The organism is Calothrix sp. CCY 0018 (assembly GCF_963920925.1).
In the GTDB taxonomy this organism is placed as follows: Bacteria; Cyanobacteriota; Cyanobacteriia; order Cyanobacteriales; family Nostocaceae; genus Rivularia.
On the sequence record NZ_CAWUDI010000085.1, the window covers coordinates 1 to 15,214 of the forward strand.

14 protein-coding genes are annotated in these 15,214 nt (G+C 36.0%); 5 read left to right on the forward strand and 9 right to left on the reverse strand.

Features of this window, described 5'->3' with window-relative positions:
- The first annotated feature begins 500 nt into the window (after positions 1-500).
- Positions 501-1,772 (forward strand): hypothetical protein, encoded by a 1,272-nt coding sequence (locus ACM03V_RS33670; protein ID WP_414625167.1) that lies wholly within the window; start codon positions 501-503, stop codon positions 1,770-1,772.
- 157 nt (positions 1,773-1,929) lie between these two features.
- On the opposite strand, the gene ACM03V_RS33675 is transcribed toward ACM03V_RS33670, so the two are convergent.
- The 3 genes from ACM03V_RS33675 to ACM03V_RS33685 all read right to left on the reverse strand — a co-directional run bounded on the left by ACM03V_RS33675 (position 1,930) and on the right by ACM03V_RS33685 (position 4,250).
- Complete coding sequence (locus ACM03V_RS33675; protein WP_414625168.1) at positions 1,930-3,549, reverse strand: hypothetical protein; 1,620 nt, start codon at positions 3,547-3,549, stop codon at positions 1,930-1,932.
- A 359-nt stretch (positions 3,550-3,908) separates the two neighbouring features.
- Complete coding sequence (locus tag ACM03V_RS33680; protein ID WP_414625169.1) at positions 3,909-4,064, reverse strand: hypothetical protein; 156 nt, start codon at positions 4,062-4,064, stop codon at positions 3,909-3,911.
- 45 nt (positions 4,065-4,109) lie between these two features.
- Entirely contained in the window at positions 4,110-4,250 is a 141-nt protein-coding gene (locus ACM03V_RS33685; protein WP_414625170.1) for a hypothetical protein, read from the reverse strand.
- A 124-nt stretch (positions 4,251-4,374) separates the two neighbouring features.
- Here ACM03V_RS33685 and ACM03V_RS33690 point away from each other — a divergent pair, with 124 nt between their 5' ends.
- A complete protein-coding gene (locus tag ACM03V_RS33690; RefSeq protein ID WP_414625171.1) occupies positions 4,375-5,175 on the forward strand; it encodes a hypothetical protein in 801 nt (266 codons plus the stop codon).
- An 842-nt stretch (positions 5,176-6,017) separates the two neighbouring features.
- On the opposite strand, the gene ACM03V_RS33695 is transcribed toward ACM03V_RS33690, so the two are convergent.
- On the reverse strand, positions 6,018-6,950 hold the full coding sequence (locus ACM03V_RS33695) for an S-layer homology domain-containing protein (RefSeq protein WP_414625172.1): 933 nt from the start codon (positions 6,948-6,950) through the stop codon (positions 6,018-6,020).
- Positions 6,951-7,205: 255 nt separating this feature from the next.
- Between ACM03V_RS33695 and ACM03V_RS33700 the strand changes: the two genes are divergently transcribed.
- Positions 7,206-7,973, forward strand: coding sequence for a ParA family protein (locus ACM03V_RS33700; RefSeq protein ID WP_414625173.1), 768 nt, complete (start codon positions 7,206-7,208; stop codon positions 7,971-7,973).
- Positions 7,970-8,911 (forward strand): ParB/RepB/Spo0J family partition protein, encoded by a 942-nt coding sequence (locus ACM03V_RS33705; protein WP_414625174.1) that lies wholly within the window; start codon positions 7,970-7,972, stop codon positions 8,909-8,911. Before ACM03V_RS33700 ends, ACM03V_RS33705 begins: the two co-directional genes overlap by 4 nt.
- 136 nt (positions 8,912-9,047) lie before the next feature.
- Here ACM03V_RS33705 and ACM03V_RS33710 read toward each other — a convergent pair whose 3' ends face one another.
- From ACM03V_RS33710 to ACM03V_RS33720, 3 genes are all read right to left on the reverse strand, one after another.
- Entirely contained in the window at positions 9,048-9,527 is a 480-nt protein-coding gene (locus tag ACM03V_RS33710) for a DM13 domain-containing protein (protein WP_414625175.1), read from the reverse strand.
- 150 nt (positions 9,528-9,677) lie between these two features.
- Positions 9,678-10,862 (reverse strand): GIY-YIG nuclease family protein, encoded by a 1,185-nt coding sequence (locus tag ACM03V_RS33715; protein WP_414625176.1) that lies wholly within the window; start codon positions 10,860-10,862, stop codon positions 9,678-9,680.
- Between the two features lie 51 nt (positions 10,863-10,913).
- A complete protein-coding gene (locus tag ACM03V_RS33720) occupies positions 10,914-11,921 on the reverse strand; it encodes a hypothetical protein (RefSeq protein WP_414625177.1) in 1,008 nt (335 codons plus the stop codon).
- A 134-nt stretch (positions 11,922-12,055) separates the two neighbouring features.
- On the opposite strand from ACM03V_RS33720, the gene ACM03V_RS33725 reads away from it, so the two are divergent.
- Positions 12,056-14,038 carry a P-loop NTPase fold protein gene (locus tag ACM03V_RS33725; protein ID WP_414625178.1) on the forward strand — a complete coding sequence of 661 codons (1,983 nt, stop codon included), beginning with the start codon at positions 12,056-12,058 and terminating at the stop codon, positions 14,036-14,038.
- A gap of 10 nt (positions 14,039-14,048) precedes the next feature.
- Here the strand turns inward: ACM03V_RS33725 and ACM03V_RS33730 are convergent, their stop codons facing one another.
- Entirely contained in the window at positions 14,049-14,693 is a 645-nt protein-coding gene (locus ACM03V_RS33730) for a restriction endonuclease subunit S (protein ID WP_414625180.1), read from the reverse strand.
- Positions 14,694-14,717: 24 nt separating this feature from the next.
- On the reverse strand, positions 14,718-15,146 hold the full coding sequence (locus ACM03V_RS33735; RefSeq protein WP_414625179.1) for a hypothetical protein: 429 nt from the start codon (positions 15,144-15,146) through the stop codon (positions 14,718-14,720).
- Positions 15,147-15,214: the final 68 nt, after the last annotated feature.

The window sequence follows — 15,214 nt, forward strand, 5'->3', positions numbered from 1 at the left end:
ACTGGTTTACTAATTGCTGTTACTGTACCTCATAAAGCTGCAATCTGCTGTATTTCTCACCAAATCCATATCGCGTTTCATACAATTTATAGCGCTACTTGCTATTCAAATTTAACAATACCCCAACGACGGCAGTGGGACAATATAGACATACTAGACGTGAAGTAGGATACGATATCAAGGCACATAATTAAAGTCATCGCGCTTCAACGGAGCGCGATAAGATGATTTTATTTGAGAGAAAGCGTTTAAGCTATTAATCTCAGTTATTTCAAATGAACCTTTTCGATAGCGCGGAAGCTGAGATGAGTTTTTGCGTTTTTGCGTCTTCGTACTCCTGCGTTCAATCACACTGGGGGCAACTAATCTTCCTGAAGGTTCTGTATACAGTTTTTATTATTGAAGCTTTATTTTGCGTCGCTTCATAAAGAATTGGTATAAAGAAGGTCAATCGCTGCAATTATCATTAAAAGTGAAGATAGTTTTAGGGTAATAAGTCAATGTTAGTTTTTGCTGAACAAATTAAGGAACTTATCTATGATGTAGAAATGAATGGGGGTAATCCCCTTCAGAAAATATTACCTCCATCTAGTTTACTACAAAATCTTAAGGCTTATGCTATTAGTTTCTTACAAGAAATACCTACAAAATTACCAGACTGTACAACATTTTTTTTGGAAGAGTTAAAAGATGGTTATTTTGATAAATGCATTCGCAATTGTTTTATACATTTAGCTGAAATTGGAATAACCAAACCGAAAGAAGTAGAGCGAATATTAACCATCATTGTAAAAAAAAGAGTAGAAGTTTTACTTGATGACGATGGAGGCTCGTTTAAAATTCGCCGTAATTCTCAGATGAATGTTGATGAAGCTATTGTAGATAGTCTTACATCTGTTTGGGAGGAAAATGGTTCGGACACTACTTTTCTATATAATATAGCTAAAGATAGGTTTTTAATTTCTTGGAATTACACTAGAAAATGCTGGGAAGTTACTGGTTTGGGAAGATTTATTCTAAGTTTAGAACCCATACAACTTATTATATTTATTCTTTCTATCGATTCAATTGTTAATACAAATAATTGGGATGAACGATATATTTATTTAAATATATTAAAGGAGATACATCATCAAAATAATATTTTTATCGATAGTCATATTGTATGTTGCCATGAAAAAATGTTGAAGTCTCTTGGCATTTTACGGGTATCTCTAGAAAATTCTGAATACACATTGACTCCTCTGGGAAAAGTTGTAATAGAGAGAGTTTTATCTGAAGATAATCCGATGAAGGATATTACTCAAATACTTATTGATGGGGAAAATAAAGGAATTAAATTTGAGAGTGCAGAAAAAGAATTAGAGGTTTTTAAAAATGAATTAAATTTAATACTAGATGAAAGTATAAAAAAATCCTTACAAAATGGAATAAATCTTTATGAAAGAGGAAGTTACATAGATGCACTTAAAATTTTCTTCCCGTCTATTGAAGCAGTAGCCAATCGGATGTTGTTGGAAGTAGGTGAAAATCCAGACGACCGCAAAAAGTTTTCGGGATTATCAAATAAGTTAAAAAAACTTGAAGAATTAAAGCTTATTTCACCTGACTTATCAATGTCTATAGATATAACAACTGGTCGCAATAAAGTACTGCATGGTCAATATGAGCCTCAAGAGCAAGAATATGTCTATCCTCTGTGTGTAGCAAGCATTATATATTTGCGGCGTATATTTAGTGAATATAAAAAGGTTAAACAGCTAAAAAAATAATGTTAAAACTCTTAATTTATTACGTTTCGGTTTGAAAACTTTGCATTTCCAAAGAGGAGATAGTGTGAGAATTGGCATTACACCACTATTGGCAGTATTACCCCCGTTGTCACTCTATAACTATTGAAAATTCCTTACTCAACTATAAATTCTTTTATCAGTATCCCAATTCTTTTGCTGAAAGATTACTCTTTACCCAATCTACAGGCTTCTTTACAGCTACTCTTACCATTATTGGCTGGTATGTACCGTTGTAGCCTAGCATCTGAAAAACGATACGAACAAGAATATCATGCAAATGATGAGTAATCCTAACCACATCATGGACATCATATGTTCCTAACTGAAAACCAAAATCCCCTTTATGTACTACGATTCCACGATAATTAGAAATAACACCACTCCAATGTTGCGTTCCATCAGTACGTGGATTGCTCTGATAGTAGGAATCAATAATGACTTCATCATGTAAGCCTAACTTCTTAAGTAAGTCAGTAACTGCAAGTCCAAAATCTCTGTCTTTATTGCTAGCATTAATTGTTTTATCAGCAATTTTTTTAAGTAACTTACTTTGTTGTGGATCGGTAGTGTGTTTAGCAATATCACGAATATTTTTTGCAGCAGATCGAAGAGTCTTTTTGACAAGCTCTTGATTAGTTGAATCTAATCCTAATAATAAATTTTGTGTATCTAAATTGTAGTATTTGCACAGATAATCAAAAGCACGACAGATTTTATTTAGTTTATCTTCAATGGTAAAGTTACCAGAACTGCTCTGAACTAGGTCAAATAGTACAGATCCTAATGGTTGTTTACAATAATGTGGTGAAGACTGAGCGCAAGTAAGCAAGTCGCCAGTTCCTTGATGAGTTACTTCACAAATAGTAATGTGTCCTTTAGAAAATGTTGGCTTAACAAAATTGCGATGAATGCGTTTAACAATTCCACCATTAGCATCTCTAAATTCAACCCAGGGACTTGTTACTTCAGTTCCTGTCGCAAGACTCAATAAAGATAAAAATCCGAGTGGCAAGCATGTATTAAGATTTTCAATATCTATAGATTGGCAATCTACTTCACATATCATTACTGCTGTAATTACACATTGTGATTGACCAGAATAAAGAATATCTTTACGTTTGCTGAAATCAACTAGTGGTTCAATAAAACCTAGATTATTTTTGAATGTGAAGGTTATTAAATTACTTGGGAATAAAAAATTTTTTCTTTCCGCCGAGGTTGTATTTTGCATATCATCTTGTCTTGGACGAATGCGGAGCGGATGATTATCCAACTGTAAATTTCTTTGCTGGAATTTAGAGACAAAATTGAATAGCGGCATTACCCAGTACTTAGGTACTCTTTCTTGCTTAACATCAAACTGCGACTCTAGGATATAAAAAACTACTTTACATTGATTATTCGACGAAAAGCTAATTATTGGATTATAGATAATATTTCTGGTGGTAGAGTAAATACCATCTGATGTTTCGACTATTAAACTGATGCACTTATTACTACCAAGATTTGGGGTGAACTCAATTTCTCTATTTTCTTTAATAGGTTTTTCAGCACTAAAGAATTCGAGAAGATCGAATTGAAGAGGTTGATCGGGCTTACAATTTTCTACATCCATTTCAACAGTATAATTTCCAAATTCGTCGAATCGGATTAGAACATGACCTTCTAAAATTCCTTTTGGATCTTCAAACTTTGCCTTTCCATGCCCCTGATATTCTATGTGGGTTAAAAACCAATTATGGCGTTTCTGAATCATGGGATGGTTTAACTATATTTTTAACAAATTATTAATATACTGGACAACGAGGCTGCTTAAAATCGGCTGTATAGTACAGCTTACTTTTCTTAAGGTAAAAGCAAGGTAAAACTGTAGCATAAACAAGCTACATGGTTTTATCTTCGTATAAGAAACATCTAATAGCTTGCAAGTATTCTACAGGAAATTATTCCCATTGGAGAAAATCGTCAAAAAATTGGTGATTAATTCGTATAGTAGGTTTAGGAGCGATGCTTTTCACCGTGACTGCGAAGTGATGGTTATTTTTTTTTAAGATTGATTTGTCGTAAAAAAAACCAGGATAACTTAATCCTGGCATCTTAGGCTTTTATAAAAAGTTATTCCATGTTTTCAGTCATGCGAATCATCATCTCGGTATACTCTAAAATAACATTTAGAATACATCTTTCAGATTCGCTACTTTTGGGTAGCTTTTTTAATTCACGGCTTACAACATTTCTAACTTCTAATAATTTATGGAAAGTCTTTTTCATCGTATTGACCAACTTAATTTTTACAAGTCGGCTACTCTAAAAAGCCTAATTTCTTTCCAAGCCAAAGATAGCATAATCTTGAAAAGCGTCATCAGTATTAGTACTGTAGTTAATATCTTTTTCGCGAACCTGTTCGTGATAGGAACATTTTATTAAGAAGTAAGCCCCATCGCTGCTAAATAACATAAATTCATGCTGCTTTCAGATTATATGTAAACTAGTTTTGGTGCAGTCCTATCACACATTGTTATTTCACTAATAAAAATGGGAAATATATAAGAAGTAGAATAATTATTACTAATGATTTAATATGCTAGTTCTGGTAGCTATTCTTTTTTGCACCTTATCATTGTCATTTGCCTTCAAATTTATAGTTCCTTCTATTTTAAAGAACGTAAGTAAACATACTGGTCGCAGAATTGAATTAAATCCGCTTATAGTCATATCTGTTTTTATCATAAATTCTATAATTTCATTGTGGATTTATGCTCAATTAGTTCTTATATTTTCAGGAGAATCCGAACAGGTAGGGTACAATATATATTTTATTGTTCAAAACTTTTATCCTCCTAACATATTAAAATCAATTGAATTAAGTCTTGAATATGATGTAAATTCATTTATCTTTCAAATTATTTTTCAGTCGATATTGTATTTAATAGTATATTTGAAAATAGTTAGAAAGATTATAAATAAAATCCTGACTTCACTTTTATTTATTACTTTATTACTAACATATGTGAATATACCGCTTGATATTGTTGAAGTGCATGATGAGTCGGTAAGATTAGCAAAGGCTGAACAGGAGAGAATAGCAGCAGAAGCTGTATTGAATAGAAATACCGAGACTTACTTAGAATTAAAAAAAGATGCAGGGTATTTAAGACGATATGCAGGTTGCCTTAATAGTTATAAATGGGGTGGCAGTATTACTTACCTTTCTTCGCTTAATGAATGTAAGAAAGCTGAGGATTTCTGTTTATTTGTAGAGCGTATGTATGCTGTCAAAGAAGATTATAAAGAGGACTTAAGAGGTAGTAAAAATAGATGTTATTCGGAAGGATGGTATAGTATTCGTAAGTATTCTAAAGATTTCGATTTGGAAGAGTAATATAATTGAGTTTTACAAACCTTGTACGCTAATTGATTTACCAGAAACTTAGTTTAGATTCTTGTGGTTAAGACCTCTGTATCTTCTTCAATACTTGGTGCTTTCAGCCGAGAGGATAAAATATCTACTGAAGATTACGAGATATTAGTAATAGCAGAAGAATAATGAAATCTTGATAAGTAGCTGTAGATTATTCCTGGAGTTTCGCATCGAAAACTAGACTAAAGTATGTTTGGTATCGGTAAGCAGTATGCTATGTGATTAATTTGTGTAGTGCAATTTACGTGCGTTGCTGGTTGTGACTTCTGCTCAAGGGAGGTTGCTATTTTATTAACCACCGACTCAACAGATTAAAATACCGATTTATATTGCAGACATTTTTTGCTCGTATTGCGCCCGTCCCAACCTGTTTCGAGCAGGATTCTTGCTAGGTAATGGTTCCCACAACTATTGGAAACTCAACCTTTTTTAAATCCAAGTAAGAAAAAAATCTAAATTATTCTTACGCAGGCTTGTTGAAACTCTCTCACTACGAGCTGCAACTGTAGCTTGAAAATATGGGTAGCGTTCACGCAGAGCGTGGGACTCAGCGTGGCGCGGATGCGCGTGAAATAAACGGCTCAGCCATTGTTGAACTCGCGGGCGATATTTTATGGAAGTGTTGGGAGGAAGACGGTTATATCCACACAATTTCAGCTTCTGGCACTTGCAAGTAATAAAATATCCAGCTTTGGGTTCCCACCAGGTGGGAACCCCCATCACTCTCAGTTTTCTCCGAAATGTATTTGAGCCGCGCTGGATATTTTCTGCATTCGGATCTCCCTTGTAAGAAAGCTCCCATCTCAATTGTTACACTGCCGTTTAAAAGAAGGCGGACTAAAAGAAAAATCAACTTCTCCGGCTTTGCGAATACGTCTGAATGCATATTCGCCGCTCGACAGCGCTATTTCTTTTTTAAGAATCGGGTTATCCAAGCTAGCTTGACCTTTGTAAGCAAGAACTAGGTACATTATTACAGCGGCTTCGCCTCGACTAAGTGATGCTTCGGGGTAAAATTCAAGCGGCAAGTCTAGTACAACTAAATTAGCCAGCAATGCACCGTGGAGCGGCTTTGCAAACCACTTATCTTCCATCACGCTACCATTCATAAAATAATCAGTACCGACAATTGATGGTTTTTCGCCGCTTTGCTTTTTGCGCTTATCAATTTGTGCGACTAGGTTTAGTCCACCATTTAATGATGCGATGGCTTCGGTATAAGTTAATGGCTTACTAGGCTGAAAAGTACCATTTTTATAGCCGGATATCATTCCAGTCCTCCAGGCATGAAAGGTCGCTTGGTAATATTGAAAGAGTTCGGGTGGGTTGGAACTCTCAGTTGCTCGAATGTCGGAAAATGGACAGCGCCAAGAAGGAATATCTGGACATCTCGGAACATTGGCGACTTGCTTTCCTGGTGCCGACGGACTATTTTTTAAATCAAGTATGTTCGAGGACATAGCAACCCATTCCCCTCGCGTAATTGGGCATCCCGGTCGAAAATTATTCTCAGAAACTTTTAAATAAGAAATAGAACGTGGATTATTTCCAGCCATCCAGTTGATGACATGGCGGCTCCAGTGATTCGCAATATCATTAAAGGTATCGGGTTTATAATTAGTTTCTGCTGTCTCTTCTACAGGTTCATCCGCATATGCGTTCTGTATAGGTTGCGATAATATCGTCAAAAGAGAGACAGTCAACACAGAACTCATTGTCAGTTTCGAGCTTGACATTATTACTCCGTACAGTTCAACTTAATTTTCGAGCTTGGTCGCCCTAGCGCAATTCGTGAATTTATAAAGATGTTTAACAGTTTTACCTATATATTGCACTCTGCAATATGGGTAGCTTTGTTTAAATCGAGATGCGGATAAAACGAATTAAAAAGTAAAATATATAACTCAACCCAGTTGTATTACAGCACCTAACGGCGCTAAAATCTGGCTTAATTAGAAGCAATTTTTATTACAACTGCTTTCATACAACTCGTGACGAAAACCCACATTATCGCTTTATTTAACCAGTCCGGAGGAGTGGGTAAAACAAGTTTAACGATGAACTTGGGCTACCACCTTGCCCAACAAAAGAAAAATCGCGTCCTACTTATTGATATGGACCCGCAAGCATCTTTAACGACGTTTATGGGTCTTGAGCCGGAAAATCTTACTCAAACTATATATGAAGCAGTGGTAGGAGAAGAAGATTTACCCGTGTATCCGGAACTTCTTCACGGTATGTCCTTTACTCCTGCTAACATTAATCTCTCGGCTGCCGAACTCGAACTGGTAGCAGCACTAATGCGCGAGATGCGACTGAAAAATGCACTTACTCCCGTACTTGACAAATACGATTATATTCTTATTGACTGTCCCCCATCTCTCGGTATTTTAAGCGTTGTTAGTTTAGTTGCAGCTACTCACGTTTTAGTTCCAATCCAGTGCCAGTTCAAATCATTTCAAGGAACCGATTTGTTACTCAAAACAGTCGCTTCACTGAGAAAAGGTGCAAATACTTCTTTGGCGATTGCTGGCTTTATTCCTACAATGTATGATGCCCGTACCGCTCAAGAAAGTCGGACGTATGAGGCAATTAAAGAACAATTATCACCCCTGGCTACAGTTTTTGACCCCATACCCAAAACAATCGCCTTTGCCGATGCTAGTGAAGCTCGTTTACCTTTAGCTATAACGAATCCCAAACATCCGGCAGTTAGGGTAATGAAAAAAATTACTTCTGGTTTAGAGCAACTACCATGAATAAAATAACCAAGAAAAAACAACCCTACACCAGTAAACTCCAAGGTGTCGCCGCTTTACTTGGAGAAGGGGAGAAGAGCGAAGATAGCGAAAATCACTTCGACACGCCGTCGAGCATAGCTATGGAGCGAATCAAATTACCCTCGTCCCAGCCCCGCCGTTATTTTGACACGCAAAGACTAGAAGAACTATCAGCATCAATAAAAGAACTGGGAATTCTCGAACCTCTGTTAGTTCGTCCTTTACCTTCTAATAATTACGAACTAGTTGCTGGGGAACGTCGTTTCAAAGCCGCGACTATGGCGGGACTAACCGAAGTACCTGTAATCGTCCGCGAGATGGACGATACCATTACCCACAAAGTACGCTTAGTCGAAAACCTGCAACGAGAAGACCTCAACCCCTTAGAAGAAACCGAGGGGATTTTGGAACTGTTAGCAATACGCTTGGATACAAGCCAAGACGAAGCCATAAAACTACTACAAAAAATGGAAAATGAAGCTAAGGGAAAAATTACCCCTAACGTTATGGGTAATTCCCAAGGCTTGATTATTGAAGAGTTATTCGCATCGTTAGGAAGAATGAAGTGGGATTCGTTTGTTAAAAATCGCCTACCCCTACTCAAGTTACCTCCTTCGGTGTTAGAAGTACTGCGACAAGGGAAATTGGAGTATACCAAAGCGCGGGCGATCGCCAAGGTAAAAAACGAACAAACCCGGAAAGAACTTTTAGAAGCAGCTATCAAACAGAATTTATCGCTCAACGAAATCAAGCTCCTAATTAAAGATATTGGTCAAGAAAGCTCAGTAACACCATCACTATCGCAACGTGCTGATGATACTTTCCGGCGTTTAAAGCAATCTAAAGTATGGGATGAGCCGAAGAAAAAAGCAAAGATAGAAAAGTTGCTGGCACAAATGGAAGCACTAATGGGATAGCAACGCCCGTATGCATCTTCGTACCTATAAAAAATCAGCAGCATCCGGCTTTGTCCAGAAAACTGCTGATAGAATGGTGTGTATGGTTAAGCGTGCAATAAGAAAATAAATTTACATATAAAAGTGAATTTTTAATTTAAGCACCTCGCAAACTGGCGAAGCCAAAGGTGACGTTAAACTCTTCACACCAAATAGCTACAGATTTGAAATCTTTCAAATCAAAGTTAGCTGGAATTTCATAACGTTGAGCGCCATCGAAGCGTTGTAAGTTAGCCAAAGTTACGTAATTTTTTTCTTGTAAGTTAACGGGTACAGTTGAATTGCGGTGGAGAACAACTCTTACTTTCGGTCCGCGTGCTGTAGTGAATCCTTTACTGAATTCCAAATAACGCTTACCGTTAACTTTAACAATTTTAGCAGTACCGTTGGTGGGGTGGTCTTGTTCGGTAGTAATAAATCTACCTGATGCGATCAATGACTGAGATTTTGCTGCAACTCTAATACTTTGTACCGCTCTTTGAGCTTGGGCTGGTTGAGCATTAAGTGCTAGTTGTCCGACGCTACCGAATAATACGATTGATGCAATTCCGAAGCCAGCTAATTTGTTAAGTTTCATTTGTCGTTACCTCTTGTTGTTTGTTTTCCTGTCCTTAATTACTAATATCGGGGATGAAGCTGAGGTAGTAGTGAATGGTAACTGAGGTAAGGGTAAGAGTTATCTGAGAAAACTGAGAAGGTAAAATTTTAGTTGTAGATGTTTCTAAATTTATTTCTCTAACAAAGCTTTAACCTTCCGCACAGTATTGACTGAAGCACCCGCTTTCTGAGCTGCTTTTCTCAGCGATAATCCTTCATTTAATGCTGCTACAACACGCTGCGATGATGGTTTAGTTAAAAATTCCGATGTCCTTTCCGAACCCACGGGACGACCAATATGAGTACCCCAATATGCAGCTCGTTGCATCCCCGTTTTTATTGCTACTGAACGGCGTTCTTCTCTTGAAAGTTCTTCCAGAAGTTCTTCAACTACACTCGGTTTACCTGCTAAAATATCGGATTCAATAGAAGACAGTACCTTCTTCTTCATTCTCCGTAAATCGGTCAGCGCTCTTTTAGCTTCCTGCTGGTCTGCAAATTTATAGTATTCAGTAAGGCTGCCAATGGGATAATTATGTGGGGAATACCTATACTTAAAATATTTTTCAACATTCCCCCGATGCGGTCTTTGAAATAATATTTTAATAGAACAGGATTGGAAGTGTTTGAGTAAATCGTGCTTTACCTCTGCTACTCGTTCGGTAACATCACGAGTGGTAATTCCAATTTTGTAAAATGTCTCTTCAAGTGCATCAATTTGGAGGTAGTATAGAGTATTAGATAAAATTTTCTTTAACTCAGCCCGAAATATCTGCAAGTCGCTGAAGCATTCATTAAAATTTGATTCCCCGTCTAAAAACGCAACCCGAGTTTTTTTATCCAATTCCTGCAATTTCTCTTCAATCAAAGGTTCTTGCACCTGGTTAAACAACATTAAAGATAAAGCACCTACCGGAATTTTACCCAGCTTTGTAAACTCATAGGAACCTCTAAGACGGTAATCGTTATATTTCAACAACTCCTTTTTAATGAAAACTGATTTAATCTCGCTTTCATAAATTCCTTTATCAATACATCCGTACTTGTCCCAAAGTTGTTTCAAGTGTTCCAACTCTTTACCAGTCAGCGATATATTGAAGCTATCATACAAAGGTAGGTTGGGCGCTTCACGGTTTTTACTAGCTACTTCTCGACAAGTTTCCCCATCATGAGCAAAGTGATGTTCTTTTATGCGTCCCTTCTTAGCTGTAAGTTTACCACCGCAGTACGGGCACCTTAACTGGGTTTTACCCCTGGGGGAATCTTCAATCGGAACAAGGTTATTGTCTTGATTAACGCCGTATCTGAGCCACATAGAGCGCATCCTTTATTTGACACACCCCACAATTATATTTTGCTTTGTGACTTAAATATTATTACTTAAAAGCGATTCTTTAGCTCGTTCCGATAGTGGTTTATCATCACCTTCCACAGCCCAAAAATCGGGGCCTGGGAAAGCGCCAGCACCAATTGGAGCGTTATATAGTTGACAAATAGTTCTACACAGGGAGCTTAAAGAATAGATTTGCTCGTCGAAGTCCCATTTGAATTTTTGGGAAGTCTTCTCAAATGTGGCATATTTGGCTTTTTCTTCAATATCTTTAAAATCTAATTCGGATTTAGGGGAACGTATCAGTTGAACTCTTCTACCATCAGTGAGAATATTATTATCTATTAAGGTTTTGATGCTTTTTTCTCGGCGCTGTTTGTTGGATGCTTCTCTTACTGCTTGATTGGTTTTTTCTCTTATTTTAATTTGATAATCTTCTGCTGAAGGTAAGGGAATTATTTGTTCTATATTCAGGAATTCGGAATCGTTAATGTTGTAAAGATTTACTTGCATACAACGGATATCAATTCCGGCTTCATTGAGCCATAAAACTGTTGTGGTGATTTCTTGTGAGAAGCTAGGAGCAATTAAGATGATGCGGGGAGTATTACTAATCAATCCTTCTTCTTCTACTTCTAAACCCAAGAATTTATTAATATCTGAACGTGCATTACTGGAGTCGAGTCCTAGTTTGAGAAGAAACTGTTCGTGGGCGTGGATTACGTCTTCCAAGTCCATTGCTGATATCATTGCTGCGTAGCGCAGGGCTTGCAATTCCATATGTCCGCCGTCTTCTACTCGCTTTAATTCAATAACAACTAAGTTAGCTTCTTCGTCTAAAGCGAGTAAATCTATTCTGCGGGAACTGTTTTCCCAGTTGGTGAATTCTTCTGAGATAATGAATAAGTTTGGGTCGATGGATTGAGGATTGTCTCTAAATAAAGGTTGTAGGTGTTCTCGTTCTAGCCATTGTGAGTTAGTGAAGGTTTTAGGTTTTATAAGCTGTAATTTTTTATTTGCTGTATCTACTTGGTAAAAGGGCATAATGCATAATAATATTTTTACCGCTTAAAGATTATCATTAAATTTACCCAATAATGTTTAAATTGCTCAATCAAATGCTTCGTTGGTTTTATATGCATTTGGTGAAGGGTTCTGTATTTAGGATTAAATCAAAAATGACTCAAGACAACAAGTCAATTAACAGCCATATTGAAGAGTACTTGGATTACTACTGTAGTTTATCTCATGCTCCTGGATTCGCCGTTTTATTAAAAGGACAATGGGGATGTGGAAAAACATGGTTTATCGAAAAGTACCGCGAGAAGTTAAAAAAGAATAATCAAAAATGCTTGTATGTCAGCCTTTATGGGATGACTAGTTTTTCTGAAATAGAAGATGCTTTTTTTCAGCAGTTGCATCCCGTATTGTCATCAAAGGGAATGGCATTAACTGGAAAAATTTTTAAAGGATTTTTAAAAGGAACATTAAAAATTGATTTAAATAATGATAGCAATAATGATGGGACATGGAATATTGGTATTCCAGATATAAACCTTCCTGAATATCTTAAAAATACTGATAAAAGTATTTTGATATTTGATGATTTAGAACGTTGTCAAATAGATATTAGTAATTTATTAGGTTATATTAATTACTTTGTAGAGCATGATGATTTAAAAGTAATTATCATTGCTAATGAAGATGAATTGTTAAAACCAGATATTAATAATTCCGGTGGTGATAATTCCGGTAAAGATAATTCCAGTACTAGCTATAAAGTTATTAAAGAAAAGTTAATTGGTAAAACTTTTGGCGTATCGCTGGATTTTGAAGGAGCATTAGAAAGTTTTATCGCTATAGTAGATAATTCAGATGTTAGACAGTTTTTATCCGATAATATTGAATTAATAGAAAACTTATATAAAAAAGCAGAGTTTGAAAATTTAAGATGTTTAAGACAGATTATATTAGATTTTGACAGAATCTATAAAGTTTTACCAGAAAAAGCGACAAGTAAGGTAGAGATACTTCAAGAAATTTTGAAAGTGCTTATGGCTTTTTCTATTGAAATTAAACGTGGAAATATGCTTGCGACAGATATTAGCAAATTAGAGTATGGACGTATAAGTGAATATATGCTGAGGAAAACATTTGGTGTGCCTCAAGCATCTAGTTCAGTAGTTAAGGAAAATATAATTGAAGAGAATAATAAAGAAGAAAGCCCACTTGCAAAAATTGTTAATACATACCCCGAACTTGATTTACCCGAGCCATTTTTAGGTAAGGTATGGTGGCAAACATTTTTTGATAAAGGTATTTTAGATACGCAGGAACTAGAAACATCACTATCAACTAGTAAATATTTTCAAGATGAAAACACCCCTAATTGGGTTAAACTATGGCACTTTGCATATTTAACTGACGATGAATTTGATAATTTACTTAAAAAAGTAGAATCAGAATATGCTGATAGACAATTTATTGAACTTGGAATTATTAAGCATATTGCGGGACTTTTCTTAATGTTCTCCGATGTTGGGGTATATCATAAAAGTAAAAAAGAAATTTTTGAAGAGGCAAAACTTTATATTGATTATTTGAAGGATAATAAAACAATTAATATTCCTGAGTCACAATATACTTCTATTGGATATATAATCGGAGGAGGTTATAATGGGCTTGGTTATCAGGGGAAAGAGATTCAAGAATTTAAAGAATTATGCTCTTACATTAAAGAAGTTCAAGAGTTAGCAAAGGTTGAAAGTATGCCTGGTGCTGCTCAAGATTTAGTAAATATCATGCAGGATGATGTATGGAAGTTTTATACAATGATTTGTATAAGTAATTCGCAAGAACAAAAATATTCTAAAATTCCAATATTAAAATATATAGAACCATCTGTTTTTGTAGAAAAACTCTTAAGCATGAAGTTTGACGACAAACAATGTGTTGGTGGGGCATTAACTGAACGATACAAATTTAGTAATACTAATGAAAAATTGCTTTCAGAATTAGATTGGCTACAATCTATAAGAGATTTATTGCTAAAAGAAGCTGATACTAGAAAGGGTAAAATAAGCGGATATCGTTTAGAATTACTAACAAAAGAATATTTCAATCAAGCAATTGAAAAGCTTGAAAAAAAAGCGCAGGGGTGAAATAAATTTCCTACTCCTCCATCCCCGGTAACTCTAGTTGAATTGCTTCTTCTGGTTGCTGCGGTGCTTTTTTACTCCGGGGTTTGGTAGTTTTACCTTTAGATTTTTTAGCAGCTTTGGTTTGCTGTTGAAGTTTTTCTCTTTCTGCGCGGATGCGTTCTAATAAGATGGATGCGGGTTCGTCGTTGGGGTTTTGGGGTACGAGTTCTCCGCGAAAGGCTTTGGCGAGAATTGATTGATTTAATAAGTCAAGATTGGTTTTGGTTTCTTGGTATTGTTGTTCGATAGTGTCAGCGGCTTTGAAAAAAGATTGTATTTGACGGACAATTTCTTTTTGTTCTGCAACTGGGGGGAGAAGAATAGGTGTGTTCATTACAATCTTTTGATTGATTTTTGGCATATTACCAGCTGTACCAGTTGCATTATTTTTAAAATATTCGCAATTTTTTATATTAGATAATGCATATGTAATAAATTCAGAAGTAGCTTTTTCTTCCAAAACTTGAATTTTCATCATCAAGTCAGGATACATAAATTCTCTAAAATCACCAGTATAAATTGCTGAAGTTCCTACATAATCTATTGTGTTGCTGCGTTGAATTAAAATATCTCCTGGTTCAAGCCATAAGTAAGATTTTTCATCAATATTTTGTATCCCCTCAAAATTTCGGGGTAGGGATTATTGAGGCATCCATGAGCAACCAAAAGGATTGGAAGAAGATTTCTTCTGAATAATTGTCCCCAAAGGTAGAATATTTCCAATTAGAGAAATGCGATCGCTAATATACTCAAAAAAGCTGATACCCAACTTGCGAGTGGTGTCAACAAGGGACATAAAAATATCCCAAGCCTTTGTACCTTGTTCTGTCTGGGTTGCGTAACTAATGTTACGCCGTTGTACCATAGTTCTAGCAGCGAGTTCGGCAGGGTTGTTATGTAATGGCAATTCTGGATGCTCCAAAACCAGTAGCAACTCCGAAACTTTTAAAGCAGTTAATCGTTTTCGTTCATCCAACTGCTCGTAACCAGTTTTTTCAGTAAAAAGCGAAACAAATTCCATTTCTAGCTCGTAAGCTTTTTCCTGTGTAGGAGAATCTCGGTAAGCCAATAATTTTCGGTAATACAGCAGATTGCAGTTTTATGAGGTACAGTAACAGCAATTAGTAAACCAGTTTT